This is a genomic window from Alistipes finegoldii DSM 17242, assembly GCF_000265365.1.
Taxonomy (GTDB): Bacteria; Bacteroidota; Bacteroidia; order Bacteroidales; family Rikenellaceae; genus Alistipes; species Alistipes finegoldii.
On sequence record NC_018011.1, the window covers coordinates 2,591,617 to 2,610,285 of the forward strand.

Consider the following 18,669-nt stretch of genomic DNA (forward strand, 5'->3'; position numbering starts at 1 on the left):
TGGAAATGCGGCTTGCACTCCCTCCGCACTCCGGTCGGCGCCGCGTGCAATCCGCAGCATGCCGCCGGCCGGCTGCAAACCCCGATTTTGATAAATGAAACAACCTATGAGACACCTGATTGACCCGACCGACCTGACGGTGGCCGAAACCGAACAAATCGTGGCGCTGGCCGAAGATATCATCGCCAACCGCGCCAAATACAGCGAAGCGTGCAAGGGGCGCAAGCTGGCGACGCTCTTTTACGAGCCTTCGACCCGCACCCGCCTGAGTTTCACCTCCGCCATGATGGAGCTGGGGGGCAGCGTCATCGGCTTTTCGGACGCCAATTCGTCGTCCGTGTCGAAAGGCGAAACCGTGGCGGACACCGTACGCGTGATCCGCTGTTTCGCGGACATTATCGCCATGCGCCACTTCAAGGAGGGCGCGCCGCTCGTAGCTTCGCAGTACGCCGGAATTCCGGTCATCAATGCGGGCGACGGCAGCCACAGCCACCCGACGCAGACCCTTACGGACCTTCTGACGATCAAGCGCGAGAAGGGGCGTTTCGACAACATGACGATCGGCTTCTGCGGCGACCTGAAATTCGGCCGCACGGTCCATTCGCTCATCAAGGCGTTGTCGCGCTATTCGGGGATCAAGGTGATCCTGATCGCCCCGCAGGAGCTGCGTCTTCCGGACTACATGCTGGCCGAGATGAGCGAGAATTCGAAACTCGAATTCCGCGAAGTCGAGACCATGGAGGAGGTGATGCCCGAACTGGACATACTCTACATGACGCGTGTGCAGAAGGAGCGTTTCCTCGACGAGGAGGAGTTCGACCGCGTGAAGAACAGCTTCGTGCTCGATCCCGGAAAGCTCGAAACCGCCAAGGAGGATATGATTATCCTGCACCCGCTGCCGCGCGTGAACGAAATCACGCGCGCCGTGGACAACGATCCCCGCGCAGCCTATTTCCGACAGGTCGAGAACGGCAAGTTCGTACGCATGGCGCTGATCCTTACGCTGCTGCGCTGGGCCGACGAAAACAAGCCCTTCGAGAAGACTCCCGTTTTCAGCGAAGACTACGTCGTCAATGAGATGGAGTGCTCCAACCGGCGCTGTATCTCGGCGACCGAAGATGTCGACCGGCTTTTCCACCGCCTGCCCGACGGCTCGTGCCGCTGCGCCTACTGCGAGGCCAAGGCGAAGTGATCTCCGGTATGGCCTTTCATATAAAGCTCCCATAAGGGAGCTTTTTTTCTTCCGCCTGCCTGAGTCTGTCTTCCGTTTTTCCTGAGTCCGCCGCTCTTCCGGGCCTTAGGGCGTGTTCCGGTCCGGGCGGTGCTTTCCGGCGGGTCGGACGGAGTGCATGCGCCCTGTTCGGCCGATTTTCCGGTTTCGAATGTAAAATTTGTTATTTCGATTAGTAACCTGTCTTGTGAAATTGTATTATTTATAGAAACAAAGGCGCAGAACGGGATGCATTCCCGTCTGCGGTTGCAAAAAGTTTTACTATCTTTGCATCAATTCTAACCTTAACCTGAAAAGAACCGATGTCTGCAAATTCCCGAAAAGTATCGCCGCTGGCATGGGTCCCCACGGTCTATTTTGCCATGGGGCTCCCGTTTATTATCGTAAACATGGTAGCGACGCTGATGTTCCGAGGGCTGGGTATCGACGATGCCCGCATTACGCTCTGGACTTCGCTGATTATCCTGCCGTGGTCGCTCAAACCCTTCTGGAGTCCCTTGATGGAGATGTTCAGGACCAAGAAATTCTGGGTCGTCGCCACGCAGCTGGTTTCGGGTCTGGGACTTGCGCTGGTCGCCCTGTCGCTTCCGCTTCCCAACTTTTTCCCCTATGCCATCGCCCTGATGGCCGTCGTGGCCTTCAGCGGCGCGACGCACGACATCGCCACCGACGGCGTCTATATCACCGAACTTTCCAAAGACCTGCAGGCCAAGTTCATCGGCTGGCAGGGCGCCTTTTACAACATCGCTAAGGTCTTCGCCATGGGCGGACTGGTCTATCTGGCCGGCGCGCTCAAGGACCATGTCGGAATCGTGCAGGCGTGGATGACCGTGATGGGCCTTTGCGGCGGCATTCTCTTCCTGCTGGGACTGTACCACATCCGCATGCTGCCTTCGGGTGGCGCCGCGACGGCCCATGCTGACAGTTTCGGCGGCGCCATGCGCGAAACGAAACGCATCTTTCTGGAGTTCTTCAAGAAGAAATACATCTGGATCTATTTCGCCTTCATCCTCTTCTACCGCTTCGCCGAAGGTCTGGTCATCAAGATCGTGCCGCTGTTCCTCAACGCTCCGCTCGATCAGCAGGGCATGGGCCTTACCGAACAGCAGATCGGACTCTATTACGGTACGTTCGGCGTGATCGCCTTCGTCGTGGGGTCCATTCTGGGCGGCTATTTCATTTCGTGGCTCAAACTGCGGCGCGCCTTGTTCCCGCTGGTCTGCATCTTCAACGTTCCGTTCGTGGTCTATGCGCTGCTGGCGTGGTTCCAGCCTTCGAGCCCCGTGCTGATCTGCGCGGCCATCGTGTTCGAATATTTCAGTTACGGCTTCGGCTTCGTGGGACTCACGCTCTTCATCATGCAGCAGGTGGCGCCCGGCCCGCACCAGATGGCGCACTACGCCTTCGGGTCGTCGCTTGCCAACCTCGGCGTGATGCTTCCGGGTATGATCAGCGGCTGGCTTTGTGACAGTTTGGGCGGCTATCACTACTTCTTCATGTGGGCGCTGCTGGCGACGGTTCCCGCCTTCCTGCTCGCCGCGCGCATTCCCTTCACCCATCCCGATACCGAAGAGGTGACGGCCGAGGAGATCGACAAAGAATTGATCAACGAATAAACAGATAACGTAAAACTATGGACAACAACCTGAAAATCGTAGGCCCGGCCATGCCGGATATGCCGTGGGAGGATCGTCCCGCCGGCTCCAAGGAAGTGATGTGGCGCTATTCGGCCAATCCGATCATCCCGCGCGACGCGCTTTCGACGTCGAACAGCATTTTCAACTCGGCGGTCATTCCCTTCAAGAAAGGCAAGTATAACTATGCGGGCGTTTTCCGCTGCGACGACACCAACCGCCGCATGCGCATCCACGCCGCTTTCTCGGTGGACGGCATCAAGTGGGATATCTGCGAGGAGGATTTCAAACTCGTGGGCGCCGATCCCGAAATCGCCGAGTGGGTTTACGGTTACGATCCCCGCGTAGCCAAGATCGAGGATAAGTATTATGTGACGTGGTGCAACGGCTACCACGGCCCGACGATCGGCATCGCGTGGACCGACGACTTCGAGACGTTCCACCAGCTGGAGAACGCCTTTATCCCCTTCAACCGCAACGGCGTGCTGTTCCCCCGCAAGATCAACGGCCGTTTCGCCATGCTGTCGCGTCCGAGCGACAACGGCCATACGGCTTTCGGCGACATTTTCTACTCGGAGTCGCCCGACATGGAGTTCTGGGGCCGCCACCGTCATGTGATGTCGCCCGCGGCCTTCGAGGTGTCGGCATGGCAGTGCATGAAGATCGGTGCGGGTCCCGTACCCATCGAGACGAGCGAGGGCTGGCTGCTGCTCTACCACGGCGTGCTGCGTTCGTGCAACGGTTATGTCTATGCGTTCGGTTCGGCGCTGCTCGACCTCGACCAGCCGTGGAAGACGATCGCCCGCAGCGGCCCGTACCTGATTTCGCCGCGCGAGATCTACGAGCTGACGGGCGACGTTCCGAACGTCACGTTCCCCTGCGCGTCGCTCCATGACCCCGAAACGGGCCGGATCGCCGTCTATTACGGATGCGCCGACACCGTCACGGGCCTTGCCTTCGGTTATATCCCCGAAATCGTCAAGTTTACCAAGGAAAACAATATTCTCTGACGATGCTGCGACGAACGCTCTTAACTGCTGCGCTCGCCGCAGCCGTTTTCTGCGCACCGCTGCGTGCGCAGGAACCCGCCGACTGGGTCGATCCTTTCGTCGGCACGACCAACTTCGGCACGACCAACCCCGGCGCGGTGTGTCCCAACGGCATGATGTCCGTGGTTCCCTTCAACGTGATGGGTTCCGACGAGAACGTCTACGACAAGGACGCCCGCTGGTGGTCCACGCCCTATGAGTTCCACAACAAGTTCTTCACGGGTTTCGCGCACGTCACGCTGAGCGGCGTGGGGTGCCCCGAACTGGGATCGCTGCTGGTGATGCCGACCACGGGCGCGCTCGACGTCGATTACCGCAATTACGGCAGCAAGTACACCGGTGAAACCGCTTCTCCGGGCTACTATTCGAACCGGCTTTCGAAGTACGGCGTCCTTGCCGAAGTGACGGCCACGCCGCGCAGCTCGGCCGAACGCTACACCTTCCCGGCGGGCGAGAGCCATATCCTGCTCAATCTGGGCGAGGGCCTTACCAACGAATCGGGGGCTTGGGTGCGCCGCGTGAGCGACACCGAGGTCGAGGGCATGAAACTGCTCGGCACGTTCTGCTACAACCCGCAGGCGGTGTTCCCGATCTATTTCGTGATGCGCGTCTCGAAACGCCCCTCCGCCACGGGATTCTGGAAGAAACAGCCCCCCAAATACGGCGTCGAAGCCGAGTGGGACAAGGATGCCGGCAATTACAAACTCTATACGCACTACGGCCGTGAACTCGCGGGCGACGATGTGGGCGTGTGGTTCAGCTACGATACGACGGAGGGCGAGCAGCTCGAAGTCCGCATGGGCGTTTCGTTCGTGTCGGTCGAGAATGCGCGCCTGAACCTCGAAGCCGAGCAGCAGGAGCGTTCGTTCGACGACATCCGTGCCGCGGCGCGCCGCTCGTGGAACGACGATCTGGGCCGCATCCGCGTCGAGGGCGGCACCGACGCGCAGAAGAAGGTCTTCTATACGGGGCTCTATCATGCGCTGATCCATCCCAACGTGCTGAGCGACGTCAACGGTGAATACCCCGCGATGGAGAGCGCCGAAATCCGCACCGCCGAGGGCAACCGCTATACGGTCTTCTCGCTCTGGGACACCTACCGCAACCTGCACCAGCTGATGACGCTGGTCTATCCCGAACGCCAGTTGGAAATGGTGCGTTCGATGATCGGCATGTACAAGGAGTGGGGCTGGCTGCCGAAATGGGAGCTTTACGGCCGCGAAACCTTCACCATGGAGGGCGATCCGGCCATCCCGGTGATCGTCGATACGTGGATGAAGGGCCTGCGCGATTTCGACATGGACGCCGCTTACGAGGCGATGCGCAAGTCGGCCACGACGCCCGGCGCGCAGAACAGGATGCGCCCCGACATCGATCCTTATGTCGAAAAGGGCTACGTGCCGCTGGGCTTCTACGCCCGCGACCTTTCGGGCGACAACTCCGTATCGCACGCGCTGGAATACTACATCGCCGACCATGCCCTGTCGCTGCTGGCCGATTCGCTCGGCCGCAGGGAGGACGCGGCGCTGTTCCGGAACCGTTCGCTCGGCTATAAAAACTATTACAGTCCCGAATCGGGCACTTTCCGTCCGATCACCGGGGAGGGCGGTTTCCTGACGCCGTTCGATCCGCGGCAAGGCGAGAATTTCGAGCCGGTCCCCGGTTTTCACGAAGGCTCGGCATGGAACTATACGTTCTATGTCCCGCACGACGTCTACGGACTGTCGAAGCTGATGGGCGGACGGCGCAAATTCATCGACAAGCTGCAAATGGTCTTCGACGAGGGGCTTTACGATCCCGCGAACGAACCCGACATCGCCTATCCCTACCTTTTCAGCTATTTCCGGGGTGAGGAGTGGCGTACGCAGCGCGAGGTGAACCGCCTGCTGGCCAAATACTTCACCACCGCGCCCGACGGCATTCCCGGCAACGACGATACGGGAACCATGTCGGCGTGGGCCGTCTTCTCGATGATGGGCTTCTATCCCGACTGTCCGGGCGAGCCGTATTACACGCTTACCTCGCCCGTTTTCGATCGGGTGACCATTACGCTAGACAGGAAATACTATCCGGCCGGGGAACTCGTCATCGAGACGAAGCGTCCCGATTCCGGCGCGGTCTATATCCGCTCGATGACGCTCGGCGGCAAACCGCTGAAGCGATACCGCATCGGCCACGACGAGCTGCTGCGGGGCGGACGGCTGACTTTCGAACTTCAAAACCGCAAATAGATGAGACTCTTCCGCTGGATATTCGTTGTGTCGCTGCTGCTCGTCTCGTCCGGAGTCCGGGCGCAGACCCGGCTGACCCGCAACGGCAAACCTGCGGCCCGGATCGTCGTGGCGCAGCAAACTGCCGCCGATCTCACGGCCGCGCAGCTGCTGCAGCGATTCGTCCGCGAATCGACCGGTGCGACACTGCCCCTGCTGCATGACGTGACGCCCCGCAAGGGCGACATCCTGATCGGAGCTTCGGATACCGCGGGACTTGCCGAGGACGGCTTCCGCCTGCGTACGCAGGACGGCGTGCTGCGCATCAGCAGCGGCGGCGACAAGGGGGCGGTTTACGGCGTCATGACACTGCTGGAACGTTACTTGGGGCTGGATTACTTCGCCGCCGGGGTCTATGACCTCGACCGGAATCCGACCGTCACGCTTCCGGCGATGGACTTCGCCGAAAATCCGGCGTTCCGCTATCGCCAGAGTCAGGGCTACGGCATGGCGCAGGACTCCGTGTACCGGCTGGCCCTGCGTCTGGAGGAGCCGCGCGACATCTTTGCCGGCGGCCTGTGGGTGCACACCTTCAACAGCCTGCTTCCGGCGTCGGTCTACGGCGCGGAGCATCCCGAATACTACTCGTTCATCAACGGCGAACGTCGTCCCGGCCGCGCCAGCCAATGGTGTCTCACCAACGACGAACTCTTCGAACTGGTGGCGGCGAAAGTCGATTCGATCTTCCGGGCCAACCCCGGCATGAACATCATCTCCATAAGCCAGAACGACAGCAATTTCACCTACTGCCGCTGCGAGGAGTGCGAGAAGGTCAACCGGTACGAAGGCGCGCCTTCGGGCAACTATATCCGCTTCCTGAACAAGCTGGCGGAGCGTTTCCCCGACAAGGAGTTTTCGACGCTGGCCTACCTCTTTACGATGCAGCCCCCGAAGCACGTGAAGCCGCTGCCCAACGTCAATATCATGCTGTGCGACATCGACTGCGACCGCGAAGTGCCCCTTACGGACAATGCGTCGGGCCGCGAGTTCATCGAAGCGATGGAGGGGTGGGCGGCCCTGTCGGACAATATCTTCGTGTGGGATTACGGTATCAATTTCGACAACATGGTCGCTCCGTTCCCCAACTTTCCGATACTCAAACCCAACATCGGGCTTTTCCGGCGCAACCACGCCACGATGCACTTCTCGCAGATCGGCGGCTCGTACGGCGGCGATTTCTCGGAGATGCGCACCTATGTGGTCGCCAAGCTGATGTGGAATCCCGATCAGGATACCGACTCGCTCATGCTGCGTTTCATGCGCGGCTATTACGGACCCGCTGCGCCTTATATTTATCAGTACGAAAAACTGCTCGAAGGCGCATTGCTGGCGGGCGGCCAGCGGTTGTGGATATACGATTCTCCCGTCTCGCACAAGGACGGCATGCTCAACGCCGCCTGCCGCAAGCGTTACGGAGAGCTGTTCGACTGCGCCGAGCGGGCCGTGGCGGGGGATTCCGTCCTGCTGCGCCGCGTGCGCCTGACGCGTCTGCCGCTGATGTACTCCAACCTCGAAATCGCCCGCACGACGGCCGACAAGGACCTCGGCGCCGTGGTGAGCGAGCTGGACGCGTTCGAGAAATACGTGACCCAATTCGGCGTGAAGACGCTCAACGAACGCAACAACAGCCCGCAGGAATACTGCCGGCTCTACCGCGAACGTTATCTTCCTGCGGAGAACTCCAATCTGGCGCTGGGCGCGCGGATCGTCTGGATCGACGCTCCTGCGGAGAAATACCGGGCGTCGGGCGAAAAGACCCTGACCGACGGTCTTTTCGGCGGCGCGTCGTTCGTCGAGAGCTGGACGGGCTGGGAGGGCAAGGACGGCGCCTTCGTCGTCGATCTGGGCCGCGACGTAGCCTTCTCGACGGTCGAGACCGATTTCCTGCACCAGCTGGGCCAGTGGATTCTGCTGCCCCGTTCGGTGCGCTACTCCGTTTCGTCCGACAACGCGGACTGGACCCCGTTCGGGCAGGTGGAATTTCCTGAGGACCAGTCGGTGCCCGTGAAGTTCGTTCCGGCTGCCGTCACGGCCGCACAGCCGGTGCGGGCCCGCTATGTCAAAGTCGAAATCGAAGGCGTCAAGACCTGCCCGCCGTGGCATTACGGCGTAGGCTGCCCCTGCTGGTTCTTCCTCGACGAAGTGACCGTGAAATAAAACGTTGCGAAAATTTTAAACGATTGCATAATGAAACCCAAGCATCTTCTTTCCTTATCCGTTCTGCTGATTTCGGCCGCCTGTTCGCAGCCTGAGCAGAAGCCGCTGACGCAGTATGTCGATATGTACATCGGCACGGGCGGCCACGGCCATGTCTTCATGGGGGCCAACGTTCCGTTCGGCGCCGTGCAGCTCGGCCCCACCAGCATCCCGCAGTCGTGGGACTGGGTGTCGGGATACCACATTTCCGATACGACCGTCATCGGTTTCAGCCATACCCACCTCAACGGTACGGGTATCGGCGACCTGTTCGACGTCACGGTGATGCCTGTCGTGGGCGGGGTGACCTACGCCCGCGGCACGGAGGACGACCCGCAGTCGGGGCTTTGGTCCTATTTCAGCCGTAAGAACGAAAAAGCCCGTCCGGGCTATTACGCCACGCGGCTCGACCGCTACGGCGTCGATGTGGAGCTGACCGCCACCAAGCGTGTCGGGCTGCACAAATACACCTTCCCCGCGTCGCAGGAGGCCGCCGTGGTCTTTGACCTCGAAAACGGCGGCTGCTGGGACAAGGCCACCGAGACCGCATTCGTTTCCGACGGACTCCGGCTCAGCGGTTACCGCTATTCGACGGGCTGGGCCAAGGATCAGCGCGTTTACTTCACGGCCGAATTCTCGAAGCCGGTGAAGAATATCTCCTATCCCGATGCGTCGGAGACGGTTCCGGAGGAGGGCGACGTTACGGTCAAGGGCCGTTACGCCCGCGTGGAGTTCGATACGACCGACGGCGAGCCGCTCTATATGAAAGTGGCGATTTCGCCCGTGAGCATCGAGAACGCCAAGCTCAACATGCAGGCGGAACTTCCCGGCTGGGACTTCGAAGCCACGGCGGCGGCGGCCGACAAGGCGTGGAACGCCGAGCTGCAGAAGGTGCGTGTCGAGACTGCGGACGAAGCCGCCCGCCGCATCTTCTATACGGCGCTCTACCACACGATGGTCGCTCCGTCGGAGTTCTGCGACGTGAACGGCGACTATCGGGGCGCTGACGGCGAGATCTACCGCGCCGCGCCGTTCGTGAACTATACGACCTTCTCGTTGTGGGACACCTACCGCGCTGCCCAGCCGCTGATGACGATTCTCCATCCTGAGAAGATGCCCGACATCGCCAATACGATGCTCCATATCTACACGCAGCAGGGCAAGCTTCCCGTCTGGCACCTCGCGGGCAACGAGACCGACTGCATGGTCGGCAATCCCGGCATTCCGGCCATGGCCGACATCGTGCTGAAAGGTTACGGCGGCTTCGACAAGGAGCTGGCCTACGAGGCGCTGAAGAAATCCGCCATGCTCGGCGAGCGGGGTATGGACCTGCGCATGAAATACGGCTATATCCCCTGCGACCTCTTCAACGAAGCGGTGGCCTACGACATGGAGTACGCGCTGGCCGACTGGGCCGTGGCTCAGGTCGCGGCGCAGCGCGGCGATACGGCCGATTACGACTATTTCCTCGATCGCAGCAAATCCTACCGCCACTTCTTCGATCCCGAAACCCGCTTCATGCGCGGGCTGGATTCGAAAGGCGGCTTCCGCACGCCCTTCAACCCGTTCGCTTCGACCCACCGCGAGGACGACTACTGTGAGGGCAATGCGTGGCAGTATACGTGGCTCGTGCCGCACGACGTCGAGGGGCTGATCGGCTGCTTCGGCGGCAAGGAGGCTTTCGTCGAAAAACTCGACTCGCTCTTCACGGTCAGCTCCGTGCTGGAGGGCGCCGCTTCGCCCGACATTTCGGGCCTGATCGGTCAGTACGCCCACGGCAACGAACCCAGCCACCACGTCGTCTACCTCTATACGATGATCGGCCAGCCCGCGAAGACCGCCGACAAGGTGCGCGAAATCCTGACGACGCTCTATCACGACCAACCCGACGGATTGTCGGGCAACGAGGACGTCGGCCAGATGTCGGCGTGGTACGTGCTTTCGTCGCTGGGATTCTATCAGGTCGAGCCAGCCGGAGGACGCTACTTCTTCGGTTCGCCGCTCTTCGACAAGGCCGAGCTGCGCGTGCGCGACGGCGTGTTCACCGTGATCGCGCACAACAATTCGGCGGCTGACAAATACATTCAGCGCGTGAAACTCAACGGCGAGCCGTACGCCAAGCCCTATATCGGTTTCGAAGAGATCGCCGCGGGCGGCACGCTCGAATTCGAAATGGGACCGGAGCCTGCCGTATGGTACGAACTTTAAACGGAAATGACAGCAATGAAAAGTAGAAATATCTTTTTCGCGGCCCTTTGCGCCGCCGTTTTGGCCGGCTGTTCGTGCCCTTCGGCCGGGCAGCGATCCCCTCAGCGTCCGTCGGACTATGTTTCGACATTGGTAGGCTCGCAGTCGGATTTCACGCTTTCGACGGGCAATACCTATCCTGCCGTCGCTCTGCCTTGGGGTATGAACTTCTGGACGCCCCAGACCGGTAAGATGGGCGACGGCTGGGCCTATACCTACGGGGCGCACCGAATCCGGGGCTTCAAGCAGACCCATCAGCCCTCGCCGTGGATCAACGACTACGGCCAGTTCGCGCTGATGCCCGTGCGCGGGAATGATAAGCTGGACGAAGAGTCCCGCGCGAGCTGGTATTCGCACCAAGCCGAGGTGGCGAAGCCTTACTATTACAAGGTCTATCTGGCCGACCACGACATCCGCGCCGAGATCGCCCCGACCGAACGTGCCGCGATGATGCGCTTCACCTTTCCCGAAAGCGACGAGTCGGGCGTTGTGATCGACGCCTTCGACCGCGGTTCGCAGATCGGCATGCTCGACGCCCGCACGATCGTGGGTTACACCACGCGCAACAGCGGGGGTGTTCCTGATAATTTCCGAAATTACTTCGTCGTGCGTTTCGATACGCCGTTCACCGCCGTCGAACTGACCGACGCCCCCGGCGAGTACGAACCCGGCAGCAGCTTGCTCTATCCTGACGGCAGCAAGTCGGTGACGGGCGGACACGCCGTGGCGAAGGTGCACTTCCCGACCCGCCGCGGCCAGCAGGTCTGCGCCAGCGTGGCTTCGTCGTTCATCTCGCCCGAACAGGCCGTTCAGAATCTCAGGGAGCTGGGGGCCGACGACTTCGAGACCGTCAAGTCCAAGGCGCAGGAGCGCTGGGACGAAGTGCTGGGCCGCATCGAGGTCGAGGGCGGCGCCGAAGAGCAGATGCGCACCTTCTATTCGTGCCTGTACCGTTCGGTGCTTTTCCCGCGTAAATTCTATGAAGTGACCGCTTCGGGCGAAATCATGCACTACAGCCCCTACAACGGCGAAGTGCTGCCCGGCTACATGTATACCGACACCGGGTTCTGGGATACGTTCCGCAGTCTGTTCCCGCTGCTCAATCTGGTCTATCCTTCGGTGAACGCCGAAATCCAGCAGGGACTGGCCAACACGGCCCGCGAAAGCGGCTTCCTGCCCGAATGGGCCTCGCCGGGCCACCGCGGCTGCATGGTGGGCAACAACTCCGCATCGGTGGTGGCCGACGCGCTCCTCAAGGGCGTCACGCCCGAAAAGGAGTGGCAGACGCTCTACGAGGCCATGATGCACGCGCGCACGAACGTCCACCCCGGCGTCTCCTCGACCGGACGTCTGGGGCACGAGTATTACAACCGGCTGGGATACATTCCCTACGACGTGAAGATCAACGAGAATGTCGCCCGCACGCTCGAATACGCCTACGACGACTGGTGTATCGCGCAGGTGGCCCGCAAACTGGGTAAGACGGAGGATGCCGCGGCGCTTGAGGAGGCTTCGCGCAACTACCGCAACGTATTCGACAAGACGACCAAGCTGATGCGCGGCCGCAACGAGAACGGGGAGTTCCAGTCGCCGTTCAGCCCCTACAAGTGGGGCGACGCCTTCACCGAGGGCAACGCATGGCACTACACATGGTCGGTGTTCCACGATGTGCAGGGACTTGCCGAGCTGATGGGCGGCCGGGAAGGATTCGCCGAAATGCTCGACTCGGTGTTCGTCGTGCCGCCGATCTACGACGACAGCTATTACGGGACCCGCATTCACGAGATCACCGAGATGCAGGTGGCCGACATGGGCAACTACGCCCACGGCAACCAGCCTGCGCAGCATATGATCTACCTGTACAACTATGCGGGCCAGCCGTGGAAGGCGCAGTACTGGACGCGCGAGGTGATGGACCGTCTCTATTCGTCCAAGCCCGACGGCTACTGCGGCGACGAGGACAACGGCCAGACCTCCGCGTGGTATGTCTTCTCGGCCATGGGATTCTATCCCGTATGTCCGGCTTCGGACCAGTACGTCATAGGGTCGCCCCTGTTTCGCAAGGCGACCGTGAAACTGGAGAACGGAAAGAAGATCGTGATCGAGGCTCCGGACAACGCTCCCGAAAACCGCTATATCGGAACCATGAAGCTCGACGGGAAGCGATACGACCGCAACTTCATCCGCTGGTCGGACCTCGTAAAAGGCGCGAAAATAGACTTCGCGATGCAGCCCGATCCGGCGTACAAACGGGGTGTCGGCCCGCAGGACGCGCCCTATTCGCTCAGCCGTGAAGAATGTCGATAATTTGTCAATAGAATCTGACTTTCGGTTTTGAAAATTGGCCGGAAAATACTACTTTTGTAGCGTTGTTTTTACAATTGTTAGGTTAATCCGGACATATCTCATGACCTCCACAGGCAAAATCGATCAACGCGAACGAAAGAAACAGCAGGGCCAAGCCGCTGCATTCTATTCGTCGTGCCGACAGCAGGGTCAGAGCGCGCAGTCGCAGGGGCAGCAAATGTCCTGCAGCGGGATGCGCGGATAGATACCAGACCGCCATGACATGCGATGTCGTGGCGGTCTGCTTTTTTGAAAAAACTTAAAACCAAAGGATATGAAGGTCGGTGTGATTATGGGCTCGGTGAGCGATTACGAGGTGATGGCCGACGCCGTCGCCACGCTCGAACAATTCGGTGTCGATTTCGAAAAGCGCGTCGTAAGCGCCCACCGGACGCCCGATCTGTTGTGCGAGTATGCCAAGACGGCCAAGGCGCGCGGTATCGGCGTGATCATCGCCGGTGCGGGCGGCGCGGCGCATCTGCCCGGCATGGTGGCTTCGATGACGACGCTGCCCGTGGTGGGCGTTCCGGTCAAGTCGCGCGCCCTGAACGGGCTGGACTCGCTGTTGTCGATCGTGCAGATGCCCGCGGGCGTTCCCGTGGCCACCACGGCGATCAACGGTTCGAAGAATGCGGCGCTGATCGCCGTCTCGATTCTCGCTTTGCAGGATGCGGAACTCGCGGCCCGGCTCGAAGCGTTCCGCGCCAAACAGACCGCCGACGTACTTAAAGCGGAACTTTAGATGAAGACGATCGGCATCATAGGCGGCGGCCAGCTGGGGCTGATGATTATCGAACAGGCGCACCTGCTCGGTGCGCGCACGGTGTGTCTCGATCCTGCGGCGGACGCTCCGGCCTTTGCGCTCAGTGACGAGCGGATCGTGGCGGCGTATGACGACCCCGCGGCGCTGGAGGAGCTTTGCCGCCGCAGCGACGCGGTGACCTACGAGTTCGAGAACGTGCCGGGCAGCGTGCTGATTCCGCTTGAGAAGAGATACAACATCCCGCAGGGCTTCCGTCCGTTGTACGATTCGCAGGACCGCCTGCGCGAGAAGGACAACGCCCGTGCCGGCGGGCTGGCGACGCCCGAATACGCCGCCGCGGACGACGAAGCGTCGCTGCGTGCCGCCGTGGCGAAGATCGGCCTGCCCGCCGTGCTGAAGACCCGGACGCTGGGGTACGACGGTCACGGACAGCTGGTGCTGAAGACCGAGGCCGACATCGAGAAGGCTTTGCCGATGCTCGCCGTGCCCTGTATTCTGGAGCAGTTCGTGCCCTTCGATTTCGAAGCCAGCGTCGTGCTGGTCTCCGACGGCAGCCATGTCGTCACCTTTCCGATCGGTCGCAACATCCACCGCGACGGCATCCTCGATTTGTGCTTCGTGCCCGCGGAGGAGATGGACGACGAGCTGCGCGGACGGATGATCGCCGCCGGCGAGCGGTTTATGCTGACGTGCGGTTACCGGGGAATTCTGGCGATCGAGTTTTTCGTGAAGGGCCGCGAATTCTTCTTCAACGAAATGGCGCCGCGCCCCCACAATTCGGGACACTATACGATCGAAGGCTGTACGACCAACCAGTTCCGCGAGTTGGTGCGCTTCCTTTTGGGAGAGCCGCTGCAGGAGCCGCGGCTGGTGGCGCCGACCGTGATGAAGAATATCTTGGGACAGGACCTCGAAGCGGCCGAAGCGATCGCCGCCGAAAACCGTCCGGGCGTGCATGTCCGTCTCTACGGCAAGACCGAGAGCCGGCCGAAGCGCAAGATGGGACACATTACCTTCGTGGGCATGACTCCGGCGGAATACGGGGCCGTCTGGGCCGACCGGTTTGTGAAATAGCGGGGCCGGTCCCGCATGCGTCGCCGCAGGCGGACGGGAGGAGTTTCCGGAAGCGGCGGCGAGGACGAAGACCGGCGGAACGGTCGGTAAGGACCGCAGAAACGAATGAAGAATATTAAACGATATAGGATGAAAAACTACCGGATTTTTGTTGAAAAACATCCCCGTTTCCGGGTCGAGGCCGAAAGCCTGCGCCGGGAACTGAACGCCAACCTGAACCTCGATATCCGCGAACTGCGGCTGCTGAACGTTTACGATCTGTTCGGCTTTTCGGAGGAATTGCTCGAAAAGACCCGCTACAGCGTCTTCGGCGAAGTGGTGACCGACAGCGTGACCGATGCGTGCGACCTTGCGGGGCAGAAGTATATCGCCGTGGAGTATCTTCCCGGCCAGTTCGACCAGCGCGCCGCGTCGGCCGTGGACTGCGTTCGGCTGATCGACCCGTCGGCCGAGGTGCGCATCCGTTCGTCGAAGCTGCTGCTGTTCGACGGCGCGGTGACCGACGAGGAGATCGCGCGGATCAAACGCTACTATATCAATGCCGTCGAGTCGCGTGAAAAGGACCTGAGCGTACTCAGCGACATGGAGCAGGCCGAGGTGAAGCCCGTCGCCGTGCTCGAAGGCTTCACGAAGATGACCGACGCCGAGCTGGCGCCCTACTGCGCGCAGTACGGACTGGCGATGAACGCCGACGATCTGCGCGAGGTGGTGAAGTATTTCCGCGCCGAGGGCCGCGATCCCTATGAAACCGAACTGCGCATCCTCGATACCTATTGGAGCGACCATTGCCGCCATACGACCTTCACGACCGAGCTGGAGGGAATTACGGTCGAGGAGTCGTTCGTCAAGGACGAAATCGAAGATTCGCTGGCCCTCTACCTGCGCATCCGGCGTGAGCTGGGCCGCGAACACAAGAGCATCTGCCTGATGGACATGGCCACGATCGGCGCCCGCTACCTGCGCAAGAAGGGGCTGCTGGACGATATGGAGGTGAGCGACGAAAACAACGCCTGCTCGGTCTATGTCGATGTCGACGTGGACGGCCGGACCGAGAAGTGGCTGCTGCAGTTCAAGAACGAAACCCACAACCATCCGACCGAGATCGAGCCGTTCGGCGGCGCTTCGACCTGTCTGGGCGGCGCTATCCGCGACCCGCTGTCAGGCCGCAGCTACGTCTATCAGGCGATGCGCGTGACGGGGGCGGGCGACATCTACCAGAAGGTGGGCGACACGCTCGAAGGCAAACTCCCGCAGAGCGTGATTTCGAAAAAGGCCGCGGCCGGTTATTCGAGCTACGGCAACCAGATCGGTCTGGCCACGACCCACGTACGCGAGGTGTACCACGACGGCTATGTGGCCAAGCGTCTCGAAGTGGGCGCCGTGGTGGGCGCCGTGAAGGCGGAGAACGTCCGCCGCGAGAAACCCGCTCCGGGCGACAAGATCATCATGCTGGGCGGCCGTACGGGCCGCGACGGCATCGGCGGAGCTACCGGATCGTCGAAAGAACACAACACCAAGTCGCTGGAGACCTGCGGCAGCGAGGTGCAGAAGGGCAACGCTCCGGAGGAGCGCAAGCTCGAACGTCTGTTCCGCCGTCCGGAGGTGACGCGGCTCATCAAGAAATCGAACGACTTCGGCGCGGGCGGCGTCAGCGTCGCCATCGGCGAGCTGGCCGACGGGCTGGACATTTACCTCGACCGCGTGAAGACCAAGTACAGCGGCCTGAACTCCACGGAGCTGGCCATCAGCGAGTCGCAGGAGCGCATGGCGGTAGTCGTCGAAGCGAAGGACGTCGAGACGTTCATGCGCTACTGTCTCGAAGAGAATATCGAAGCCGTCGAGGTGGCCGACGTGACCGACACGGCCCGTATGCGGATGTTCAACAAGGACCGCAAGGTCGTGGACCTCTCGCGCGAGTTCATCGACAGCGCCGGCGCCCGGCATTATGCCGAAGCGAAGGTCGGCGAGGTGGAAAACCGCAATCCGTTCGTACGTGAAATCGCCGGCGATACGCTTGCCGCGCGTTTTGAGAATAACCTGAAAGATAACAATGTCGTTTCCCAGCGGGGACTTGTCGAGATGTTCGACTCGACGATCGGCGCCTCGACCGTACTGATGCCCTTCGGCGGCCGTACGCAGGGCAGTGAGACGCAGGTCTCGGTGCAGAAGCTTCCGACCGACGGCTGCACCGACACGGCCAGCATCATGGCCTTCGGTTACAATCCCTTCATCGCTTCGTGGAGCCCCTACCACGGCGCGGCCTATGCCGTGGTGGAAGCTGCGGCGAAGGTCGTGGCGGCGGGTGCGCGCTACGACAGGATGCGTTACTCGTATCAGGAGTATTTCGAGCGCATGACCAAGAATCCCGAATCGTGGGGCAAGCCTCTCGGCGCACTGCTCGGCGCGCTGAAGATGCAGGTCGAGCTGGGACTCCCGTCGATCGGCGGCAAGGACTCGATGAGCGGCACGTTCCAGCATATCAACGTCCCGCCGATGCTGATGGCTTTCGGCATCACGACGGTCGACGCCGGAACGGTCATCTCGACCGACTTCAAGAAGGCCGGCAGCCGCATCTACCTCGTGCGCCATACCCCGAAGGAGAATTACATGCCCGACACGGCGCAGCTGAAGGCCAACTTCGGTTTCGTGAGCGGGCAGATCGAGAGCGGGAAGATACTTTCGGCATGGTCCGTCGGATTCGGCGGCGTGGCCGAGGGCCTTGCGAAGATGGCTTTCGGCAACCGGATCGGCGCCGAGGTGACGACGGACGAAAGCAGGCTTTACGAATACGCCTACGGTTCGATTCTCGTGGAGAGCGACGGCGAACTGGACTTCCCGGCGGCCGAACTGCTGGGTGCGACCGTCGCCGACGAAGCCCTGACCGTGAACGGCGTACGGATGCCGCTCGACGGGTTGTACGAAGCCAATACCGTGAAATTCACGACGGTTTACCCCGACAAGGGCGAGAACCGTGCCGACGTGATGAGCGCCGAACCCGAACGCCGCACCTTTGCCTATGAGGGCGAAGCCGTCGAGCGTCCGGTGGCCTACCTGCCCGTATTCCCCGGCACGAACTGCGATTACGATACGGCCAAGGCGTTCCGCAACGCGGGAGCCGAGGTGACGACCAGCGTATTGTGCAATCTGGGCGGCGACGACATCCTGCGCTCGATCGCCCAGATGAAGGAGCATATCCGCCGCGCCCATATTTTCGTGCTTTGCGGCGGCTTCTCGTCGGGCGACGAGCCGGACGGCAGCGCGAAGTTTATCGTGAACGTACTTAACAACAAGGATATACGCGAGGAAATTCACGCGTTGCTTGACCGCGGCGGCCTTATCCTCGGCATCTGCAACGGTTTTCAGGCGCTGGTCAAGTCGGGACTGCTGCCGTACGGCCGTTTGGGCATGGTGACGAAGGATTCCCCGACGCTGTTCCGCAACGACGTCAACCGGCATATCTCGCAGATCGTCTCGACGCGCGTCTCGACGCTCAACTCCCCGTGGCTCGCGGGCTTCGAACTGGGCGAGGTGCACTCGATCGCCGTCAGCCACGGCGAGGGCAAGTTCGTCGTCAGCGAGGAGCTGGCCAAGGAGCTTTTCGCCAACGGGCAGGTGGCCTTCCAGTACGTCGATGCCGAAGGCCGCGTGACGGCCGAGGCGCCCTACAACCCCAACGGCTCGTCGTACGCCATCGAAGGCATCGTATCGCGCGACGGCCGGATTCTGGGCAAGATGGGCCATACGGAGCGTTACGGGAAGAACCTTTTCAAGAATATCGCCGGCAACAAGGAGCAGGCGCTGTTCCGCAATGCCGTCGAGTATTTCCGCAAATCGAAATAGTGTAAACCGAAACCATATG

10 protein-coding genes are annotated in these 18,669 nt (G+C 61.2%); all 10 read left to right on the top strand.

The features are described 5' to 3' along the window. Positions 1-106: 106 nt before the first annotated feature. Positions 107-1,192, top strand: coding sequence for an aspartate carbamoyltransferase (gene pyrB / locus ALFI_RS11320; RefSeq protein WP_009597373.1), 1,086 nt, complete (start codon positions 107-109; stop codon positions 1,190-1,192). A gap of 341 nt (positions 1,193-1,533) precedes the next feature. After that, a complete protein-coding gene (locus tag ALFI_RS11325; RefSeq protein WP_009597335.1) occupies positions 1,534-2,847 on the top strand; it encodes an MFS transporter in 1,314 nt (437 codons plus the stop codon). 17 nt (positions 2,848-2,864) lie between these two features. Next, complete coding sequence (locus tag ALFI_RS11330) at positions 2,865-3,875, top strand: glycoside hydrolase family 130 protein (protein WP_009597427.1); 1,011 nt, start codon at positions 2,865-2,867, stop codon at positions 3,873-3,875. A 5-nt stretch (positions 3,876-3,880) separates the two neighbouring features. Continuing rightward, on the top strand, positions 3,881-6,145 hold the full coding sequence (locus tag ALFI_RS11335) for a GH92 family glycosyl hydrolase (protein WP_042494077.1): 2,265 nt from the start codon (positions 3,881-3,883) through the stop codon (positions 6,143-6,145). Then, on the top strand, positions 6,146-8,341 hold the full coding sequence (locus tag ALFI_RS11340) for a DUF4838 domain-containing protein (protein WP_014775920.1): 2,196 nt from the start codon (positions 6,146-6,148) through the stop codon (positions 8,339-8,341). It abuts the gene before it with no gap. A 30-nt stretch (positions 8,342-8,371) separates the two neighbouring features. Beyond that, the gene (locus tag ALFI_RS11345; RefSeq protein ID WP_014775921.1) at positions 8,372-10,588 is read left to right on the top strand and encodes a GH92 family glycosyl hydrolase; all 2,217 of its coding nucleotides are present in this window, start codon (positions 8,372-8,374) and stop codon (positions 10,586-10,588) included. 15 nt (positions 10,589-10,603) lie between these two features. Then, a complete protein-coding gene (locus ALFI_RS11350; protein WP_014775922.1) occupies positions 10,604-12,934 on the top strand; it encodes a GH92 family glycosyl hydrolase in 2,331 nt (776 codons plus the stop codon). Between the two features lie 313 nt (positions 12,935-13,247). Beyond that, the gene (gene purE / locus ALFI_RS11355; protein WP_009597424.1) at positions 13,248-13,715 is read left to right on the top strand and encodes a 5-(carboxyamino)imidazole ribonucleotide mutase; all 468 of its coding nucleotides are present in this window, start codon (positions 13,248-13,250) and stop codon (positions 13,713-13,715) included. Then, complete coding sequence (gene purK / locus ALFI_RS11360) at positions 13,716-14,810, top strand: 5-(carboxyamino)imidazole ribonucleotide synthase (RefSeq protein ID WP_014775923.1); 1,095 nt, start codon at positions 13,716-13,718, stop codon at positions 14,808-14,810. Between the two features lie 129 nt (positions 14,811-14,939). Beyond that, positions 14,940-18,650 (top strand): phosphoribosylformylglycinamidine synthase, encoded by a 3,711-nt coding sequence (locus ALFI_RS11365; protein ID WP_014775924.1) that lies wholly within the window; start codon positions 14,940-14,942, stop codon positions 18,648-18,650. The last annotated feature ends 19 nt before the right edge of the window (positions 18,651-18,669 follow it).